Source organism: Gordonia sp. DT218, from assembly GCF_049847105.1.
GTDB lineage: Bacteria > Actinomycetota > Actinomycetes > Mycobacteriales > Mycobacteriaceae > Gordonia.
On sequence record NZ_JBNCNS010000003.1, the window covers coordinates 125,273 to 144,955 of the forward strand.

A 19,683-nucleotide genomic window follows, 5' to 3' on the forward strand; every position below is an offset into this window, starting at 1 on the left:
ACCAAAGCACGCCTTCACTGTCGCAAAGGCACATTTCGCCGGACATTGTTAGGGGTATGAGGTGGTAGCGAAGCGACGTCTGATCGTGGCCGTGCTCGTGGTGGCCGCTGCCGTGACCGCCGCTTTGGCGCGCGCGGATGCCGCCCCGTCGGCGCAGTCGGTGCCTGCTCCCCGCTGGATCATGGTCTCCGGGTCGGTACCCGGTCTGGTGGACGCCGGGCTGCCCCAATCGGAGCTCGACGATCTGAACGATCCGTCAACGCTGCTGTTGGTCCAGCATGTCTACACCAACAGCTATCTGCCGAACGGAACCCCGACCTTCAACTTCCGCAGCACGGCCGACCTGGCGCGTGCACTGAGGGCCGGTGAGATTCCGGATTCGATGCACTGGGTTCTGCTGGATCTGGAGGCGTCGTCGTTGACACCGCCACGTGACCAGCGCGATCCGATCGGCGCGCTGCGTCGTGCCGAGGATGTGGCCCATCGCTACGGCAAGGGCGTGATCTTCGCGCCCGCCATCGATCTGATGAATGTGCTCGAACCCGGGTTGTCGGGGGATGCGCTCTATCAGGCGTTCATCGACCGGTTGGTCACCCCGGGTGCTGCGATCGCCGACGGTTTCGAGATCCAGGCGCAGCGCACGGAGGCGACCGAGTATGCGACCTCGTTCGTCAAGGAAGCCGTACAGGCCGCCTACGCTGCCAATCCCAGTGGTGCTCCGGTATTGGCAGGAGTCAGCACCAACCCCAACGGCCGGCAGGTGACCGCCGACGACATGATCGAGGTCTACAACGCCGCCAAGACCGCCGGTGCCACCGGATACTGGCTCAACATCCCCGGCGGCGGCGCCGAATGCCCGAACTGCGGAGAACCCCAGTACGACGTCGCGGTCGAGTTCCTGAACAAGATCTCCGCGACGCCGACCCCACCGACCGAAACCGGCTTTCCGACCGGGATCCCGACCGAAACGGGCCTGCCGACCGGCCCCGTGCTCCCCACCAACGGACCGTTCGCCAGTTGACGAAGGGCCGGTCGGCGTCGACGCGGACCCGGACGGCAGGCGAGCTCAGCCGACTCGCTCGATGGTCGGCGGGTTCCAGGTGCCGTCGAGAATCTCTTGCTCGGGCCAGTACGCACGGATGTAGAGGGAGAAGTCGTCGGGAGGCGCGGGCAGCCAATTGGTCTTCGGAGCATCCGATGGTGGGTTGGTGCTGACGTAGATCGTGAGAGATCCGTCGTCGCCGTACTCGAGGTCCGGGTTCTTGGTGCCCAGCGAGTACCGGCCGAGGTCGTTCTCGTAGTAGAAATGGTGCTTGTTGTAGAGGGTGAGCGAGAAGAACCCGTTGACCGGCGGCAACTCGCCACCGCCGAATGTGACCGTGTACGAGTGCGTTCCGTCGAGCTGAGTACCGTCGATATCGGTATCGGTGAAGATGTACTTGGTCTCATGCGGTGCGTTCTCGAACATGTTCGAGCGCGCCAGAGCCGTGCGGGTGAGGTAGTCGGTGCCGAATGCCGAATTGTTCTTCGGCGAATACCACTTCTTGCCCGCGGCCGGCCCGTTGAACTCCCACCGCAACAAGGGGGTGATGACCTCGCTCTCGGTCTCACGCGCGGCCTCCAGGAGCGCCTGCTTCACCTCGGGCGAGTTCTCGGCAGCGGCCAGCAGTGCGCGGAACTGCTGATACATCGCCTCCTCGCCGGGGAGCGGCGGAACTGTGTCGAGCACTTCGGGCAGCTGATCGAAGAAGGCATCCGGTTCCACCCACCTGATCTCTGCGCTGCCCGCGGCTTCCGGTACGGGGAAGCTCGGCACCGACGCCCAGTCATAGCTCTGCATCGTCCCGTCGAACCGATCGAGCGGATAGATGTTGACCTGCTTGATCAGTCCTGCGACCGCGGCGCGGTCTTCCGGCGTGTCCTCGATGAACACGCGAGGACAGAAGGCCGCCAGTGCGGTCGGGGAGCGGAAGCTGCCGGTGATCCCGTCGGGCAGTGTGCCTTTCCAGTTCGGTCCGACAACAGCGTAGAAGCCGGGTTTTGTGCCGTACTGTTTGCCCAGTTGCGCAAAGGAATCCGTGCGATGATCCCACGCGGCGGCGACCCAGAATCGATCGCCGAAATCGGGGATCTGGAAAACGGCCGGCTGCTCATCAAGGCTGCCGAAACCGAAGCCGTACAACACATCCTGGTTGGTGCAGGCGACGAATCGCTGAGTGGGGGAGATGTAGTCGGTCATCATGCAGACCCCACCCAACGGCGCGTTCGGCAGTACGCCGCCGCGTAGCCCGGGCTCCGGCACCGACGTCAGTCCGGTGCGGCGGTTGATCATCGACACCATCGGCCAGCCCCAGATGTACGCGAATCGACCCACCGCCTTGATGAACTCACTCGGCATCCGAGAACCAGCAGTGGGTCCGGCAACCTCGTTCGGCATGATTCGTCCTCTCCTTCGTTGTTTGACGGTGGTGTGCCCCACCATAGGACTGATTGGTGGCCGGCGGGTCAGTGAAGTCCTCGAAGTGCTGCTTGCGCAGCGTGCAGGCCGCCCATGCCGTGCACCCCCGCGCCTGGTGGCGTTGCCGATGAGCAGAGGTGGACGCCTGGCACACCGAGTGCGTACGGGTTGGTCGCAACCCGGGGGCGGAAGGCGATCTGTCGCGCGGTGTTCGCACCCGCACTGATGTCACCGCCGACATAGTTGGCGTTGTGTGCCTCCAGCGCTGCGGGGTCACGCGTGGAGGTTGCCACGATCCGATCACGGAAGCCGGGTGCGAAGCGTTCGATCTGTCCGATCACCGCCTCGGTCGCGTCACCGGAGTAGGCGGGCGGCACATGCGCGTAGGCGTAGATCGGATTGATCGAACCGTGTGAGCGTGTCGGGTCGATGAGGTATTGCTGGCCGAGCAGAACGAACGGGCGCTCTGCCATCGTGCCGCGCGCGGTGTCCTTTTCCACCCGCGAGATCTCCTCCGCCGTGCCTCCGAGATGGACGGTGCCCGCGTGCGCGCAGTCGTCGTTGCGCCAGGGGATGTCGCCCTCGATGGCGAAGTCGACCTTGAATGCGGCCGGACCATATTGGTATCTGCCGAGCGCTCGTCGGACGTGGTCGGGCAGCGTGTCCCCGAGAATGCGTAAGGCCCCGGCGGGGGCCGTGTCGAGCATGACGACGTCGGGCCGGCCACCGGTCAGATCCCGGAGCTGGTCCAGGGACGTGACCGCCGTGCCGGTGACGACCTTGCCGCCCAGCGACGCGAGTTCGGCGACCAGCGCATGGGTGATGCTCTCGGTCCCGCCCTCGGCGACCGGCCAGCCGACGGCATGGGCGGCCGCGGTGAGCATCATCCCGACCGAGCTGCTGAGCGGGGTGTCGAGGCGGCCGAAAGCATGGGCGGCGACGCCCATGAAGAGCGCGCGTGCCGGGTCGTCGCGAAACCGTCGAGCGGTCCAGGTGGCCGGCGCCAGGGCGTGCACACCGAACCGGCCCATCACCACCGGGTGCCGCGGCACGTGTGCCAGGGGCTGGAAGACCTCCGCGATGAGCTCGTCGAAATTGCCGGTGGCGCTTGCGAAGAGGCGATGCCACGCACGCCCGTCCGCACCGAGCGACCGCGCGGTGTGACTCCGGTCGCGCCCCGCGAGCCCGGCCCGCCCGTCATCGAGCGGATGTGCGAGATCGATCTCCGGCCACAGCCAGCGCAGGCCGTGGCGCTCGAGTCCCAGCGAAGCGAAGAACGGCGACGCCACCCCGGTCGGGTGGAAGGCGGCACATTCGTCGTGGATCAGTCCCGGCACGGTCAGCTCACCGCTGCGGGTGCCGCCGCCGGGCCGGTCCTGGGCCTCGAACACGGTGACGTCGAGGCCGGCCTGTGCCAGCCGGATGGCGGCAGCGAGCCCGTTGGGTCCGCTGCCCACCACCACCGCGGTCGTCATGCCATCGAACCTTCGCCGGTGTGGTGCCTACCGCCGGTGAGCGTCTCCCGGCGTCGAAAGCCGTCCGCAGTCCATGACACCGCCAGCGGCACCGGGCCATTGGGCAGCCATGGCTGTTCCTTGACGCAGTCACTGACGTTCCAGGAGCCGCGCTCGACGACACCGAGGGCGGCGTCGATCACCCGGTATTGCTGTGGCGGGTTGCTCCACGGGGTGGCCTGTGATTCGCAGTACGCGACGACGAGGTCACCGGGGGCGAGGCCGAGACGCTTCTGCACGGCGGCGATCAGGCGCTCGTCATGCATGTGCCCGTCGCCGAAGTTCCAGCCGAGGATGGTGTTGCACACGAACTCTCCCTCGCGCACGGTGCGGGACTCGATGTCGTCGAGATGCTCGTGCAGGACCGAGAACAGGCCTCGACCTTGACTGTGCATGGACCGCCACGCGAGCGTCTTCTGCAGGGTCATGTCCGCGTCGTCGCGTTCATAGGGGGTGAGCATCATCCGTTGCAGCTGGTCGATCTGGTTCTCCACCAACGGAAGTTCGTTGAGTCGCTCCTCGACACCCGGCTTCATCGCCCAGACCGCGGATGCCCAGTTTCCTGCGTACTGCCGCATCGACGGGAGGAAGGAGACCAGATCGGGGCGCAGGTTGCCCAGCACCGGCCCGAAGCAGAGCAGTGCGAACACCGGGATCAGCAGCCACGGCTGAGAGAAGTTCCAGATGTTGTAGACCGAGGTGTCGAACCCGACCCACAGCACGATGGCGATGTAGCCGAAGTAGACGTTCCATTCCAACGGCACCGCGAGGGGGAACGTAGAGGTGATGTAGATGTGGAAGGCCAGGATCAGGATGGCGCCGAGCAGCGCGATCGTGTTGTTGGTGGTGAGGAGCAGGATGAGCGGGATCGCGAGCTCGACTGTGGTGCCGGCGATGTGGGCCATGAACCAGGCGACCTTGCCGGGCCGGATGTCGTCGGGCGTGTTGCGGTAGAACAACCGCTTGACGGCGCGGAACTGTCCGGGGCTGTTGGACACCATCGGAGGCACCACATTGATGAAGTGTTCACCGAACTTCGACACCCCGGCACCGATCCACACGACGCAGATGATGATCTTGAAGACCACCACCAGGTTCACGAAGTCGGCGGCGTCGGCTCCGGAGCTCATCACGATCCCGCCGAAGACGGCGGAGAAGAGCATGATCGGAAGATATTGTTCGGAGCGGCCGGCGAGGAAGATCACCTTGTCGCGCAAGCCCATCAACGGCATCGTGATCAGGATCGGGATGAAGGCGGTGGGCGGCACCAACTCCTGCGGCCCGGTGCCCGCGGGCAGGAACTGCACTGGCTCGGCGCTGATCACCAGCGGGTAGACCAGGCTGGCGAGCACGGCCAGGAACAGTACGACGTCGAAGACGGTACGGGTGTCACCTCCGGTGCCGGGTACATGGCGGCCCCACGGGGCCATCCGGATGGTGTCGGGGCGGATCCAGTATCGGACGTTGCCGAGCATCGGGGCGAAGTGTCCGCACAGCGGCCCGAACGCGCCGGCCAGCCCCAGCACCTCCAGCACCATCAGCCAGATCGCGAGCTTCTGATAGACAACGATGTTGTCGAACCAGGAGCCCGGATCGGTGAAGTGGACGTATTGCGTAGTCCACGCCGTGATCGCCAGTCCGACAGCGAAATACAGGCCGAGCATCTTGATGACGTAGACCAGCGACAGTGCCTTGGGGGTGCCGAAACCGTCGTCGGCCCAGTTGGTGCTGAGGATGCGGATACGTTCGCGCAGTGGGAGTGTGAGGAACTCCGCCGGAGGAACCGGCTGCGGCGACGGGGAGATGAAACCCATCTCAGACTCCTTGCTGTGCGTGGTCGGCGGCAAGCAGGGCGCGCAGTGCGGGCTTGTCGATCTTGCTGACCGGATTCTTGGGCAGCGTGCCCGTGATGGTGATCGAGACCGGGATCTTGATCTTGGTCAGGTGCTGTGCGCACAGATCGCGAAGCTCGTCTTCGGCGGCGTCACGCTCGGGGTAGAGCGCGACGTAGGCGACGGGGACCTCGCCGTATACCGGGTGCGGGGCACCCACGACGGCGGCCTCGAGCACGGCCGGGTGGCTGTACAGGACCGTCTCGATCTCCTTGGGATAAACGTTCTCGCCGCCCCGGATGATCATGTCCTTGATGCGGTCCACCAGTCGGAGATAGCCGTCCTCGTCGAGGACGCCGACGTCGCCGGTGTGTAGCCACCCGTCGCCGAGCGCCTCCGCGGTCTCCTCGGCCCGGTTCAAGTAGCCCTGCATCACGTTGTCTCCCTTGATGACCACCTCACCGCGTTCGCCGGCCGGCAGGAGGTTGCCCGCGCCGTCCATGATGGCCACGGCCTGTCCGGGCAGTGCGACGCCGACCGTGCCGATCTTGCGTGGACCGTCGATCGGATTCGCGGTCGATGCGCAGGTGCCCTCGGTGAGTCCGTAGCCCTCGATGATCGGGAAGCCGAAGCGTTCCTCGGTGGCCCGCAGGAGTTCTTCGGATGCCGGTGCGGCGCCGCAGATCGCGAAGCGCACCGACCCGGTGTCCGCGGAGACGCCGGTCGGCAGCGACACCAGGTGGGAGTAGATCGTCGGCACGGCCGAGAAGTACGTCGGGCGCAGACGTTCGACGGCGCCGAGGAAGTCGACTGGATGGAACCGGCCGAGCATCGAGAGCTGCCCACCGGCGATCATCGTCGACAGGTAGCTGACGCAGATGGCGTTGACGTGGAACAGCGGCAGCACCAGCAGACAGTGCGCGTCGTCGGTGAGTGAGAGTGCCTCGACCATGGAGTTCGCCATCGCGGCTATGTTGCTGTGGTTGAGCTCGACGCCCTTGGGGCGGCCGGTCGATCCGCTGGTGTAGATCAGCAGCGCGAGGTCGTTCCCGGAGGTGGCCGGTTCGGGTAGCGCGTGCCCGTGCGGTGCGGGCCGCAAGTCGTCGACGACCAGGCTGCGGCGGCCGGCGGTAGTGGTGTCCGGAGTCGCGGTCACGACCAGCGTCGCGTCGGAATCGGTGATCTGATACCCGGCCTCCGACGCGGTGAACACCGGGTTGATGGGGGTTGCCGCCGCGCCGAGCCGCCACGCCGCGGCAAGGCAGACGAGGAGCTCGACGCGGTTCGGCAGCATCACGGCGACCACCGACCGGGGGCCGACGCCGTGATCGGCGAACTGCTCGGCGGCACCGTCGACGCGAGTGGCGAACTCCGCGTAGCTCAGTTCGATCCGCTCGTCCCGCACACACGGGCGGTCGGCGCGGGCGATCGGCTGGTTCCAGGGGAGGTAGGTGAGTTCCATCGGGGTCGCCTCAGAAGAGTCCGGCGTCGAGGCCGCCGTCGAGGACGAGGCCCGAGCCGGAGCAGAACGTCGAGTCGTCGCCGGCGAGGAACAGGACCGACCTGGCGATCTCCTCGACCGTGCCGAACCGGCCCTGCTTCTGCTCGATGATCGCGCCGAATCCGCCGGCGGGCAGCCCGAGCGCATCCTCGAACGCGTCTACCTGATCGGTGACCAGGTGGGTGGCCGCGAAGCCCGGCAGTACCGCGTTGACCCGCACACCGTGGGCACGCAGTTCGATTGCCGCGGTCTTGGTGAGGTTGACGACGGCGGCTTTGGTCGCGGCATAGGACGAGATGAGGGGCGTGCCGGCCAGGGCGGTCACCGAGCCCATCGTGACGATGCTGCCGCCGCCGCTCGCGATGATCGCCGGCGCGGCGTAGCGGATGGCGAGGAAGACGCCGTCGAGGTTCACCGACGTCACCGAGCGCCACGCGGCCAGATCCATCTCGACGATGGGGGACACCGCGGCGATCCCGGCGTTCGGGATCATCACGTGCAGGCCGCCGTAGGTCGAGACCGCGCCGTCGACAAGTGCCCGGACCTGATCTTCGTCCCGCACGTCACAGCCGATCGCGGTGGCATTCGCCAGCCGACCGGCAGCGTCCTTGGCCGCGGCCTCGTCGATGTCGGAGACGACGACGTTGGAGCCGGCGTCGGAGAGCTGGCGGGCGATCTCGAAGCCGATGCCGCGCGCGGCCCCGGTCACGATCGCGGTCTTGCCCTGGAGGTTGTGGGACATCGGACTTCCTTCGCAGTATCGGGTTGAGGACTGCGGATGAGCCTAGGTACAGCAGTGGGCAGGAAGATTGTTCTCTCGATACAAAGTTCGACCCGTGTGTTGTGGCAGAGTTCACATCAGGGGGTCGGATGGGAGGTCATCGACCAAGTGTCCGAAAAGATGGTTGGTCCCCGAGAACAGCACGAGCTCCGGAAGGACGTTGTGATGAGTGGAGAGCTCAGTCCAGAACAAGTCCGGCACAAGGCTGCGGCCCGGGTGGCAGAGGTCGCGCGGGCGATGGGGTCCGAGCTGCCTCGACTGGGCAGCGCCCTGCATGCGGAGATCGCCGACGCCATCCCGGAGCTCCGCGGCGACGACGTGATCTTGGAGTTGCTGCGAGCGAGTTCGGAGAGCAACGTCGAGACCTTCCTCCACGTGGCGCAACACGACATCCCGATCGACGAGGTGCGCCCGCCGTCCGCGGCCACCGAGTATGCGCACCGTCTCGCGCAGCGTGCGATCTCGGCGAATGCACTGCTGCGCGCCTACCGCGTGGGGCAGAACGCAGTGCTCGACTGGGTGGTCGCCGAGGTCGCCCGCAACGAGCCCGACCGCGAGGTTGCGTTCGCCGCGGCGCAAATCTTGCAGACGATGTCGTTCGCGTACGTGGATCGGGTGGCCGAGCAGGTCGTCGCGGAGTATGAGTCCGAACGCGAACGGTGGCTCGCCAACCGCAACACGGTCCGCAGCGCGATGCTGACCAGGGTGCTGTCCGGGCGGGACTACGACCTCGCGGCGGCGGAGTCCGCCCTGGGATATCTGCTGCGCCAGCATCACCTGGCGATGGTGATCTGGACTGCGGAAGACGACGGTGTGCCGAGCGAGCTGCGACGGCTCGAGTCACTCGTCGGCGCCATCGGGGAATCCGTCGACGCGTCGGGGCAAGCGTTGTTCCTACCGCAGGACCGGAGTCTGGCGTGGTGCTGGATTCCCTTGGGACGCACGCTGGATGGTCACCGGTTCGATCTCGATGCCATCCGGCGCCTGGTGGAGGCCACCGGTCCGAGCATCCGCGTCGCACTCGGTCGGACGCATGCCGCCGCGACCGGCTTCCGGACCACCCATCAGGAGGCGCTCCGGGCCCACGCCGTTGCCGCGATCGCGGGTGACATCCGGGTCGTCACCTTCGACGTACCCGGCGTGCAGATCTGCTCGATCCTGGCGCGGGATCTCGAGTCCACGCGGAGTCTCGTCGCGTCCGCGCTCGGTGGTCTGGCAGACGACGACGAGAACACCGCGCAGCTCCGCGACACCCTCCTCACCTTCCTCCAGGCAAAGAGCAGCTATGTGGCCGCCGCGGAGGTGACGCATCTGCACAAGAACACCGTGAAGTATCGGGTCGACAAAGCCCTCGACGCACGGGGACGGCCGCTCGACGATGACCGACTCAATCTGGAGCTGGCACTGACGGCCTGTCAGTGGCTCGGCACGGGGGTTCTGCCCCGGACGGTTCGTCAGGCACGGGCCTGACGGCGGTCGCCCAGCTTGCGCATGACTCGAAGCAGCGGCAGCCCGAGGCTGGGTGCGGCGTCGATCCCGCGGACAAGCGCACCGCGCCATCGCGGCACCACCCGGAACACCTGGCGACTGTCGATCAGAGCCATACCCGCGCGTGCGACGGTGTCCTCGTCCAACGGTTTCGGTCCCGAGAACAGCATCGCCGCACCGGGATCCTTGGCGCGCGAAGTCACCATCTGGGTGCCGACCACATCGGGGCACACCGCGCGAGCTCGGATCGGCAGTCCAGCATGGTCGAGGTCCCCCTGTAGTGAGGTCGTGTAGGAGAGCACGGCTGCTTTGGTGGCGGCGTACAGCGACAGACCGGGTACCGGCGTGAGCGCCGAGATGGACGCGACGTTGAGCACGGCGCCGCCCGCTGGACCCATCTGCGCGACCGCGGCCGCAGAACCTGCCATCGCGCCACGCACATTCACCTCGAGAATGGTGGCGATCTCCTCGTCCGGATGGGTCCAGGCGTCGCCGGCGAACAGCACGCCGGCGTTGTTCACCCAGACGGCCAGGCGGCCCAGTGCGGCAGCCTCCTCGGCGATCTTCCGGTGGGAAGCGATGTCTCGGACGTCCTGTTGGAATCCGACTGCACCGCGACCGATCTCGGCCGCGGCGCGCTCAGCCGCTGCGCCGTCGACATCGGTCAAGACAACTCGGTGTCCCGCATCGGCGAGACGTCGGGCAAAGGCGAGACCGATGCCGCGACCGGCGCCGGTGACAACTGCTGTAGTGGTCATGCCCGGAACGGTAGGGCGCACGTGACACACGACACTCGTGTCCGGGACACAAAGTTGTGGGCGACAGTTGTCTTGCGGTCATGACTGTTTCCAACACCAATCACGTGCCGCGCCGAATCGCAATGCACACTCTGCACGGTGACCACGGTGACCACGGTGACCACGGTGACCACGGTGCCACCCACCTCCGTGTAGGCCGACGCACGTGGCACCGTATCTGCCGAAAGTCAGGGGGTAACGATAGCGAAGTCCTTGTCACCCGGATCGAGCGCAGCTGCGAGACGACCGAGTATCGATGCGTCGCCGCTCAATTCGATCCCTGCCTTCGCGAGGGCATCCTGTGTGAGCGCCCCCGTGGCGATCGCAGGCAGGCCACTCGTGGTGGTGGTCAGCGTGACATCGGCGTCGCCGGATTGCGTCGCGGCGCTGTAGCTCAGGGCCCCGTTCTGCAGCCACAAACGATAGCGTTCATCGATGTCGGTGAGGACGACGTCAATCGAGAGCTTCTCGTCCCACGCCTCCGGACCGTTGATCTGGATCGCGATCGCGTCGAAGAGCATCTGCGGCGTCAGCTGCGAGATAACGTCCGCCGATGCCGACACGGTCGGCGTGCCGAACTGGCCTTCGCGCAATTCGGTCGCGCCGGAGAGGAAGAAGTTTCGCCAGATGCCGTTCTCTGCGCCGTATCCCAACTGTTCGAGCGTGTCCGCGAGCAGGTCACGTGCCGCCTTGTTGTCGGGCTCGGCGAACACGACGTGACTCACAACCTCTGCAACCCAACGGAAGTCCCCTGAGTCGAACGACTTGCGTGCCTTCTCCAGCACTTCGTCCGCACCACCCATGAACTCGACATAGCGCTTGCCTTGCTCGGTAGGCGGGTGCTGCCACAAGTGGGCGGGGTTGCCGTCGAACCAGCCCATGTACCGCTGATAGATCGCCTTGATGTCGTGGCTGACCGAGCCGTAATAGCCGCGTGTGTGCCAAGCGTTCTCGAGTGCGGGCGGGAGAGGTAGGTGCTCGGCGATCTCGATCCCGGTGTAGCCCTTGTTGATCAGGCGCAAGGTCTGATCGTGCAGGTAGGCGTAGAGGTCGCGCTGCTCGGAGATGTACCGCAAGCAGCGCTCCCGTCCCCAGGTGGGCCAATGATGGGAGGCGAAGACGACTTCGAGATCATTGCCGAACAGGTCGATTGCCTCGGTGAGGTAGTGCGTCCAGGCGTGTGGGTTGCGCACCAGGGCACCCCGCAGTGTCAAGAGGTTGTGCAGAGTGTGCGTGGCATCTTCGGCTGCACAAAGGGCCTTGTGTTCCGGGAAGTACACGAGGAACTCCGCAGGTGCCTCGGTTTCCGGCGCCATCTGGAAGATCATTCGGACGCCGTCGATCGTCTCTTCTTGCCCGGTCGTGGTGATGTCGAGGGTGGGGGCGATGAGGGTGATGTTGCCGGTCGAGACCGTCTGTCCGAGACCCGCACCGACCGCGCCCTGCGGCCCTCGGGCGAGTGCGGCGCCGAACATGTATGCGGAGCGGCGAGCCATCGCGGTGCCGGCGTAGACGTTCTCCGATGCCGCGTGCTCGGTGAAACCCTCGGGTGCGATGATCGGCACCCGACCGGCGTCGACGTCCTCCTGGGTGGTGACGCCCTTGACGCCGCCGAAGTGGTCCACGTGCGGGTGGGTGTACAGAACGCCGGTGACGGGCCTGTCGCCGCGGTTCTCGCGGTACAGCGCCAACGCTGCGGCTGCGGTCTCTTCGGTGACGAGCGGGTCCAGCACCAGGACGCCGGTGTCACCTTCGATGAAGGTCACATTCGCCAGGTCGAAACCTCGAACCTGATAGATCCCTTCGACGACCTCGTACAGGCCTTGCTCGGCCACGAGTTTCGACTGCCGCCAGAGGCTGGGATTAACGGTGTCAGGGGCATCCCCGGTGAGGAAGTCATAGGTATCGTTGTCCCACACCACTGTGCCGTCCTCGGCGGTGATCGCGTTGGGGAGGCGTTTGGCGATCAGCCCACGTGTGGCGTCGTCGAAGTCCTGAGTGTCCTCAAAGGGTAGTGCGTCGCGAACTGCCTGCTGGTGTTGGACGATTACTGGCGTGGCTGGTTTCGGTATCGACATATTCTCGAGTATGTCACCGGGGTGCAAACGATGTCGAGAACCGCTGATTCAGAACAATGCATCCACGTCGAGCATGCCGACCGATTGCCACATCAGTTCACTCCGCGGCTTGTCTACCGCCGACGGTGTGCACGACCACCACCTCAGGGTCCCACGGTACGAGGTCGTCGACAGTCTGTTGGAGATCATCGACCGGTGGCAGTTGCTGCGGCCCCAGCACGCTCACCGTCACGGTACCGCCGGTCCACGACACCCCGGTCACCTCGGCCGAACCCATCCCGGCATCCTGCAGCCAGGAATCGGCCGCGGTCGCGATCTGACGCGACCACAGCGACGACAACGAGTTGAGGACCATCGGGATGGCCACCACGATGAGCGCGACCGCGAGCACCACATACGCCCGGCGGTGTCTGCGAGGCGGTGCCGACTCGGTCTCGGCGGCCAACTGCTCGGCGGCCTCCCGGCCGTAGGAACCGATCGTCAACACGACGACGCTGGTGATGATCATCGCGATCACGTTGGAGGCAAACAGGACAAATGCCCCGAGCGCAAGCGAGGGAGCGCCCGATCCCAGACAGACTCCGACTACGCCGAGCGGGGGCACCAGCGAGATGGCAATGGCGACACCGGGGAGTACGTCGCCGACGTCGCGCCGGGTGATGGCGATCGCGCCGACCAGACCGGTTGCCAGGGCCGCGAGCAGATCGACCAGAGTGGGGGACGTGCGGCCGAGGACTTGCGAATTGGCAAGTACGTTCGTGGGATTCGGCAACAGCTGGGACAGGATCACACCCAGCGCCGTCACCAGGACGACGCCGGCGAGGACATACCCGACACTGGCCAGGATGAGTTTCCCGCGGGCGGTGACGATACCCAGGCCGATCCCGAGGATCGGCGTCGACAGCGGCGCGACGATCATCGCGCCGATCACGGTGGCGGTGCTGTCGGCAACCACGCCGGATACGGCGATGATCCCCGACAACGTGAGCATGATCCAGAACGCCGACCGTTTCGATGTGCGGTCACCTGTCGAGAGATCGAGTTTCTCGACGAGTTCGTCGAGGGTGCGCCGTTGCGAGTCGGGGATGAGAGCCAGCATCGCATGAGACCTTTTCTCCCACGGAAACGCTCAGGCCGATGCGCCATGACGTGTCCCTTGTCGAGTTTCCTCGAAATCTAGCACCGTGGCGATCGAGACACCGTCACTCCGATGGGGTGAGGTGCGCGGTGGCTTTCCGACGCGACCGTCGTCGTGAACACATGCGCGGCATACGTGGTTGCATCGGCGGGTAGATCAGGCTCAATGCCGACGCCAGCGTGAAGTAGCTGCGCAACACGCGAAACCCGAGGTACAGGGGGATGTGTCTGATCGAGGCAGGACGCCAGATCGCACAGACCGCCACCGTCATGACCATCGACATCCCGAGCAGGGTGGCCACCACTGGCTGCCACCGCATGGATGTGAACGTCGCGTGGAAGCCGATGAAGGCGATCGACGCGAAGATGAGCAACGGTGCGAGCATCGCACGTCGGGCGGCGTTTACCAGATTGAACGGCAACACGAATGTCCCGACCATGGTGTGACCGTCGAAGAGCATGGCGCGGTTACGCGCGGTGAGGTGATAAATACTGCGGAACCAGCGGGTTCGCTGTTCCCACAGATGTGCGTAGGAGGCGGGGGTTTCGCTGTAGTACACGGCCTTCGGGTCGGCGATGCTGTGATAGCCGGCGGCAGTCAGCCGCATGCAGATGTCGGTGTCTTCGCCGTTCATGCCCTGCACCATGCCGCCGACCTCGATCAACTGTTCGCGGCGATACACGGCGAACATCCCGGGAATCCCCATGACACCTTGGTAGCCGTCGAGGGAGACCTGGAAGAACCCGTGCCGCATGTACACCTCGACAAGGCGCGACTTGTCGATCCAGGTCTTCTCCTCGAGTGGCATCGGGATTCCACCGACACAACCGACATCCGGATTGGCGAAATGGCGCATCGCGGTTTCCAGGCATCCCGGGCCGATCACCGTGTCGGCGTCGATGCGGACGATGAACTCTTCCCGGATCAGATCCACACCCATGTTCAATGCGATGGCCTTACCCGGCGTCGGGCAATCGATGACCTCGCCGGTGATGAACTCGCAGGCGCCGATTGTCTCCTCGGCGACCTCGCGGGTCGCATCCGAGGATGCGTTGTTGATCACGTAGAGGTGGATCTTGCCGGGGTAGGTCTCCGCTGCCCGATCCACCGATTCGATCGTGGCCCCGATGCTGTGGGCCTCGTTGTGCGCCGGCACGAGAATTGCGGTGGCAGGGGCAAAGTCGTGACTGCGTGACTTCTTGATGGCGCGGATTCCGAGCAGGGCCGTGGCGACCGCCAGGATCTGCTGCATGAGGAAGACACCGGCACCGATGCCACCGAGGATGGCCCAGTTCTTGAGGGTGTCGACGATGTTGAAGAGAACGTGGATCGCGATGGCTGCGCCGACCATGGCCAGAGCGAGGGAGAGGAACCAGGCGAAGAACGCCTTCGGTGGCAAACGTGGTTCACGGGACATCGGTCCCTGGGTGGGGAGTTGGGCCTGGCGCAAAATGGTGTGCGGAAAGATCGCGAGTGCGGCGAGACCCGAGATCATCTGACCGCCGAACACCGAGATCGACACGATTCCCGCATCGCGTAGCACGCCGAAGATGGTATCGACGGCAATACAGAACAGGAGGAATTTTCCCAGCAGCGCCCCTACGAGGAACGCCCGGCGCCAGATGTTGGAATAGGCGAACAGCGCGTAGGTCAGGAAGAACAGCACGATGAACATCCGCAACGGGAAGACGACCTCTCCGCGTCCCTCGGTGAAGAGTGCGAGATCGCGAGGGGCATCGTAATACCCGGTGTGGATCATGAGTGTCCGTGCGCACATGACGAGGATGGTCAAGGCGATGAACGTGACGAGGAAGCCGTTCACACCGCTGGCCGGACGGTCCACGGCATAATCTGCCGGTGCACTGTCGACCGATCGGAAGTGATCGGTCATCGCCTCCTCGGCATGCGGATTCGGAACCGAGGTGGTCATCCCGGTGCTCCCGAATCTGCCGGACCGTCGATGACCTTGCCGTCGGGGCCGATCGCGAAGCTCGCCTGCGAGGTCACGACCTGTGCGGGTTCGCGGCCGAACTCGGGGAGTCGCATCCGGCCGGGTGTACCGGCGTAGTTGATCGCGAGTCCGCCTGCCCGGCTCGTGCTGGTGGCGGTCTGCAGAATCATCCCGTTGTCGAACGACGAGATGTCCAGGGCGGACGAGCCCGGGCCGGCGACGATGCGCCCGTCCTGGTTGCGGACCAGCGTGTTCACCTCCGGGCTCTGCCCGACCAGGACGAACGGCTTGCCGGGCGCCGGCTGGGCGTTCCACTCGAAGGCGGGTTGCGTTCCGGCGGGCACGAACTTCGTGAGTGCCGGTATCACGGCGTTCAGTTCGTCGACGGCACTCGACTTGGCCGCATCCGGCCAGTAGACCGCGAAACCGGGCGTGAGGGTCCGGGGGAGCGAGGTGAAGCCCGCACCCGGATCGTTGCCGAGCACGAGAGCGGAGCTCGACTCGAGTTGGATCGGATAGTTGGTCACCCGCACATCGCATCCGCCGATGTTCCGGTCACGCTGGACGGTCAACGTCAGGCTGTTGTCCATCAGCTGCGCGGACGGTGGCAACGGGATGGTCGGCTGCGTTGTGGGGGTCCTGGGCAGCCGACGGCTGTCGATGAGCTGTCCGTTGAGCTCGGTGTTGAGAATCCAGGTGAGGTCGTCCGGCGATGCGGGCAGTTGCAGGCCGACTCGGACCGCCTGTGGCAGGCGGCCATCCGGCAGGTCGGCGAGTGAGTACGCCGCTCGCCACTTGTGATTGTCGCCGACCTGGGTCACCGATGTGTCCGCGCCGAGCGTCTCCAGCCCGACCTCGTTTCCGCTCGCCGCGACCACCGGAAGTGTTTGCGGGTCATTCTGATCCGAGTCGGCGGTGGTCACGGATGTGCTGGTCAGGAAGCTCGAGGTGAGATCGCCCTGCGGTTTGACGATGCCGACGACGGGTGTGTTGTTCACCGTCCCCATCGCGATGCTGTCGTCGGACGGTTGGGAGGCCGACCAGCCCAGTTCGCCGAGTTTCTGCGCCGGCCCGACGACGACGGAGTTCTGCACATCCGAGTCGGGCGCGCTGTCCACATAGGTGACCCGATGACCGGCACGAGTCAGTGCGATCCCCAACTGTGCTGCCGTGGTGCGCCATTCATCGCTCTGGTCGGCGATGACGATCGTGACGTCACGATTCCAGGAGACCACCGCGTCGCGGACCGTGTGCACCCGTTCGGTGAGGGCGGCTTCGACGACGGACCCCGGATCCAGGTGGACCTGCATGCCCGTCGAATGGTCGGCGACACACGTCTGATTGCTGAGGCTTCCGGTGAGCATCACCTGGACGCGGACGCGTCCGTCGTCGGCGATCTGGTCGGGGACGTCGACATAGGTGTCGACGTCGTGTTCGCCGCGGGGCAGTTCGCTCTTGTAGACCTGCTGCCCGTCCATCTTCACCGTCATGAACACCACACTGTCCTCGGATACCTGGGAGGTGCCCGACAGGTGCAGGCGCGTCTCGTCGCGTGATGAGTCCGCAGGGAAGGTGACGAGGTAGCTCGTGGATGGTGAGTCGTCGGTGAGCCAGGCGCCGTCGTGGTAGCCGGCGCCTTCCAGGGTCTTGGTGAAGTGGCGGTCGGCGGGAACGTCGAGACTCCTGTCGTCGGCGTCGCGGGTGAACCACTTGGGCTGCATGAACACGAACACCAGGAGGACCACCAGAGCGACGGCAAGGACCAACAAGGCCGCGCGTGGCACAGTTCGCCCCCGTTCGCCGGTGAAGTACTCCTTCTTCTTCGTATCCTCTTCTTCGGCACCCGATTCTGGCTTCTCGTCGGTCACTTATCGTGCTCCTCCGCCGCCGTGCGGCGAGTCTCGGTCCAGTACGACGTACACGGTATGTGTTGCCGGTCAACGCGTTCAGCGTACTTCCGGGCGATCTCGATCTCAGCTCGCAGCAATTCCGAGTCCAGGCGGATCGGATCCAGTCCGAGTCCGAGCAGTCGTTCGTTGCGGACGGCGAGCAGGTTCTCGTCGGCCTCCGCACGCGGATTCGACACCTCGGCCACCTCGCCACCCGTGAGATTCGCGACGAGATGGGCGAGATCGGCGACCTGGTGGGTCTCGGTCATCTGGTTCATCACCCGGACCTGTTCGGTCACTTCCGAACCCGATTCCACGGCCAGCCGGATACACCGGATGGAGTCGCGGATGTTGATGAACGCCCTTGTCTGGCCCCCGGACCCGTGCACGGTCAGCGGATATCCGATCGACGCCTCCACCAGGAACCTGTTCAGCACCGTCCCGAAGTCGCCGTCGTAGTCGAAACGGTTGATGAGTCGTGGGTCCCGTTCGGTCTCGTCGGTCTGTGTGCCCCAGACGATGCCCTGATGCAGGTCGGTGATCCGAATGCCGTCGTTGCGGGCGTAGAACTGGAACAGCAACTGGTCCAGCGACTTCGTGAGGTGATAGACGCTTCCGGGCTGGGTCGGGTAGAGGATGTCGCGCGTATGTGTCTCGCCGTTTCGATCCGGATAGGTGACCGTGAGGTACCCCTCGGGCAGGTCCACCGGCACCGTCTCGTAGCCATAGACCCCCATCGTGCCGAGATGGACGACGTGGATGTCCAAGCCCGTCTCGACAATCGCGGCGAGCAGATTGTGCGTGCCGTTCAGGTTGTTGTCGACGGTGTAACGCTTGTGCTCAGGCGATTTCATCGAATACGGGGCGGCGCGCTGCTCGGCGAAGTGGACGACGGCCTCGGGCCGCGAACTGGCCAACAGCTCGACCAGCGCGGCGTAGTCGTGCGCGACGTCGATCTCGGCCACGCCGATCTCTCGCCCGGACACCTCATGCCATGCATCCACCCGCTCGGCCAAGGTGTGGATGGGGGTCAGGGACGTGACGCCGAGTTCGTCGTCGATCCTGCGCCTGACGAAACTGTCGACGATGGTCACGTCGTGGCCGACGGCCGACAAGTGCAGGGCACTCGGCCATCCACAAAAGCCGTCGCCGCCCAGGACCAGAATCCGCATGTACGCCCCTCTGCACCGGTCACCGTTCGAATGTCCGCTACGCGTGCCGGTACTGGTGGTGAGGAGTCGGACATCGATCGAACAACGGCCACGTTTACCCAGGCTAAATTGTTCGGGCGTGGATTTCCTGGTGTTCGGCGAGGTCGAGGCGGTGCAACATCGCTGCAACGTACGTTCCGTACGCGCCCCCGCTCAGGAGAACTCGGCCGCGACCTCGGTTGCGCGACGCAGCTGATCGGGATCCGAACTGGTCGGGATGAGCTGGACCTCGTCGGTGCCGATCTCGGCGAAGCGGCGGAGCACCGCGGCCAGCTCGTCTTCGGTGCCGGCCCAGCCGGTGGTGGGGGCGATCGCGTCGACGAAATCGGCCGGGATCCAGTTCATGTAGTGGCGCAGGTGACGATGCACCTGTTCGCGCGGGCCGTCGCCCGTTCCGAGCGCGAACCAGAACGATGTGGCGAGGTGGGGCGCAGGCTTGCCCGCATCGGCCCACGCCGTACGCGCGACGTCGAAGAGTTCCTGCTGCCGGACCAGGTCCAGGTCCAGCGTGACACCCGCGACGCCCGAGGCCCACGCCGAGGCGCTGCGGATGGTCTTCGGTCCGGTGGTGCCGACGTGGAGTTCGGGCCCACCGGTCTGACGGGGGCGCGGCCCGACCGGCAACACCGATTCGGTGATCTTCTCGCCGGCCCAGACCCGGCGCATGATGTCGACACGCTCGGCCATCCCCCGCATCGTCTGGGCGGAGGTGTCGGCACCGACCGCGTGGTAGTCCTCATGGCGTCCACCGATACCGAGGCCGACCGTCAGCCGACCACCACACAGCATGTCGCCGGTGGCCAGCGCCTTGGCCAGCATCACCGGATCGTGCAGTTGGGGCACCACGACGGTGGTGACCAGTCGTACTCGGTCGGTCCAGGCCGACAGCGCGCCGAGCAGGGTGAGACAGTCCGGGTTGTCGAACGCGATGCGTTCGCCCCAGCACAGCGAGGAGTAGGGGCCGTCGTCGATCGCGGTCGCCCAGGCCTTCAGGAGGTCGGTGTCGAGGTCCGGTTCCATCACCGGCATGGTCATTCCGATGTGC

At 65.5% G+C, this 19,683-nt stretch carries 14 protein-coding genes; 2 read left to right on the forward strand and 12 right to left on the reverse strand.

The window, feature by feature from the left end; genetic code table 11:
• The first annotated feature begins 61 nt into the window (after positions 1-61).
• Complete coding sequence (locus ACPXCG_RS12060) at positions 62-1,021, forward strand: hypothetical protein (RefSeq protein WP_425792216.1); 960 nt, start codon at positions 62-64, stop codon at positions 1,019-1,021.
• A 45-nt stretch (positions 1,022-1,066) separates the two neighbouring features.
• On the opposite strand, the gene ACPXCG_RS12065 is transcribed toward ACPXCG_RS12060, so the two are convergent.
• From ACPXCG_RS12065 to ACPXCG_RS12085, 5 genes are all read right to left on the reverse strand, one after another.
• A complete protein-coding gene (locus ACPXCG_RS12065) occupies positions 1,067-2,437 on the reverse strand; it encodes a DUF1254 domain-containing protein (RefSeq protein ID WP_425792217.1) in 1,371 nt (456 codons plus the stop codon).
• 68 nt (positions 2,438-2,505) lie between these two features.
• Positions 2,506-3,933, reverse strand: coding sequence for a phytoene desaturase family protein (locus tag ACPXCG_RS12070; protein WP_425792218.1), 1,428 nt, complete (start codon positions 3,931-3,933; stop codon positions 2,506-2,508).
• Positions 3,930-5,786 carry a DUF3556 domain-containing protein gene (locus ACPXCG_RS12075; RefSeq protein ID WP_425792219.1) on the reverse strand — a complete coding sequence of 619 codons (1,857 nt, stop codon included), beginning with the start codon at positions 5,784-5,786 and terminating at the stop codon, positions 3,930-3,932. Before ACPXCG_RS12075 ends, ACPXCG_RS12070 begins: the two co-directional genes overlap by 4 nt.
• 1 nt (position 5,787) lies before the next feature.
• Positions 5,788-7,266, reverse strand: a complete 1,479-nt coding sequence (locus ACPXCG_RS12080) for a class I adenylate-forming enzyme family protein (RefSeq protein WP_425792220.1) — start codon at positions 7,264-7,266, stop codon at positions 5,788-5,790.
• A gap of 10 nt (positions 7,267-7,276) precedes the next feature.
• On the reverse strand, positions 7,277-8,047 hold the full coding sequence (locus ACPXCG_RS12085; RefSeq protein ID WP_425792221.1) for an SDR family NAD(P)-dependent oxidoreductase: 771 nt from the start codon (positions 8,045-8,047) through the stop codon (positions 7,277-7,279).
• 204 nt (positions 8,048-8,251) lie between these two features.
• Here ACPXCG_RS12085 and ACPXCG_RS12090 point away from each other — a divergent pair, with 204 nt between their 5' ends.
• Positions 8,252-9,556 (forward strand): PucR family transcriptional regulator, encoded by a 1,305-nt coding sequence (locus ACPXCG_RS12090; protein ID WP_425792222.1) that lies wholly within the window; start codon positions 8,252-8,254, stop codon positions 9,554-9,556.
• Here ACPXCG_RS12090 and ACPXCG_RS12095 read toward each other — a convergent pair.
• The 7 genes from ACPXCG_RS12095 to ACPXCG_RS12125 form a co-directional block, all read right to left on the reverse strand.
• Positions 9,541-10,332, reverse strand: coding sequence for an SDR family NAD(P)-dependent oxidoreductase (locus ACPXCG_RS12095; protein WP_425792223.1), 792 nt, complete (start codon positions 10,330-10,332; stop codon positions 9,541-9,543). The genes ACPXCG_RS12090 and ACPXCG_RS12095 overlap by 16 nt on opposite strands.
• A gap of 227 nt (positions 10,333-10,559) precedes the next feature.
• Entirely contained in the window at positions 10,560-12,449 is a 1,890-nt protein-coding gene (locus tag ACPXCG_RS12100; protein WP_425792224.1) for an alkyl/aryl-sulfatase, read from the reverse strand.
• Between the two features lie 97 nt (positions 12,450-12,546).
• Positions 12,547-13,548: a TIGR00341 family protein gene (locus ACPXCG_RS12105; protein ID WP_425792225.1), complete on the reverse strand. Its 1,002-nt coding sequence runs from the start codon at positions 13,546-13,548 to the stop codon at positions 12,547-12,549.
• Between the two features lie 103 nt (positions 13,549-13,651).
• A complete protein-coding gene (locus ACPXCG_RS12110; protein ID WP_425792226.1) occupies positions 13,652-15,517 on the reverse strand; it encodes a glycosyltransferase in 1,866 nt (621 codons plus the stop codon).
• Positions 15,514-17,406 carry a hypothetical protein gene (locus ACPXCG_RS12115; protein WP_425792227.1) on the reverse strand — a complete coding sequence of 631 codons (1,893 nt, stop codon included), beginning with the start codon at positions 17,404-17,406 and terminating at the stop codon, positions 15,514-15,516. The genes ACPXCG_RS12110 and ACPXCG_RS12115 overlap by 4 nt, the downstream gene beginning before the upstream one ends.
• Positions 17,403-18,599, reverse strand: a complete 1,197-nt coding sequence (locus ACPXCG_RS12120; protein ID WP_425792228.1) for an NAD-dependent epimerase/dehydratase family protein — start codon at positions 18,597-18,599, stop codon at positions 17,403-17,405. Before ACPXCG_RS12120 ends, ACPXCG_RS12115 begins: the two co-directional genes overlap by 4 nt.
• Before the next feature lie 192 nt (positions 18,600-18,791).
• Positions 18,792-19,673, reverse strand: coding sequence for an LLM class flavin-dependent oxidoreductase (locus ACPXCG_RS12125; protein ID WP_425792808.1), 882 nt, complete (start codon positions 19,671-19,673; stop codon positions 18,792-18,794).
• Between the last annotated feature and the right edge of the window lie 10 nt (positions 19,674-19,683).

Bases quoted from the DNA above. Each gene is read 5' to 3' on its own strand.
- ACPXCG_RS12065 (WP_425792217.1), bottom strand. From the start codon at position 2,437: ATGCCGAACGAGGTTGCCGGACCCACTGCTGGTTCTCGGATGCCGAGT.
- ACPXCG_RS12070 (WP_425792218.1), bottom strand. From the start codon at position 3,933: ATGACGACCGCGGTGGTGGTGGGCAGCGGACCCAACGGGCTCGCTGCC.
- ACPXCG_RS12075 (WP_425792219.1), bottom strand. From the start codon at position 5,786: ATGGGTTTCATCTCCCCGTCGCCGCAGCCGGTTCCTCCGGCGGAGTTC.
- ACPXCG_RS12080 (WP_425792220.1), bottom strand. From the start codon at position 7,266: ATGGAACTCACCTACCTCCCCTGGAACCAGCCGATCGCCCGCGCCGAC.
- ACPXCG_RS12085 (WP_425792221.1), bottom strand. From the start codon at position 8,047: ATGTCCCACAACCTCCAGGGCAAGACCGCGATCGTGACCGGGGCCGCG.
- ACPXCG_RS12090 (WP_425792222.1), top strand. From the start codon at position 8,252: ATGAGTGGAGAGCTCAGTCCAGAACAAGTCCGGCACAAGGCTGCGGCC.
- ACPXCG_RS12095 (WP_425792223.1), bottom strand. From the start codon at position 10,332: ATGACCACTACAGCAGTTGTCACCGGCGCCGGTCGCGGCATCGGTCTC.
- ACPXCG_RS12100 (WP_425792224.1), bottom strand. From the start codon at position 12,449: ATGTCGATACCGAAACCAGCCACGCCAGTAATCGTCCAACACCAGCAG.
- ACPXCG_RS12105 (WP_425792225.1), bottom strand. From the start codon at position 13,548: ATGCTGGCTCTCATCCCCGACTCGCAACGGCGCACCCTCGACGAACTC.
- ACPXCG_RS12110 (WP_425792226.1), bottom strand. From the start codon at position 15,517: ATGACCACCTCGGTTCCGAATCCGCATGCCGAGGAGGCGATGACCGAT.
- ACPXCG_RS12120 (WP_425792228.1), bottom strand. From the start codon at position 18,599: ATGCGGATTCTGGTCCTGGGCGGCGACGGCTTTTGTGGATGGCCGAGT.
- ACPXCG_RS12125 (WP_425792808.1), bottom strand. From the start codon at position 19,673: ATGACCATGCCGGTGATGGAACCGGACCTCGACACCGACCTCCTGAAG.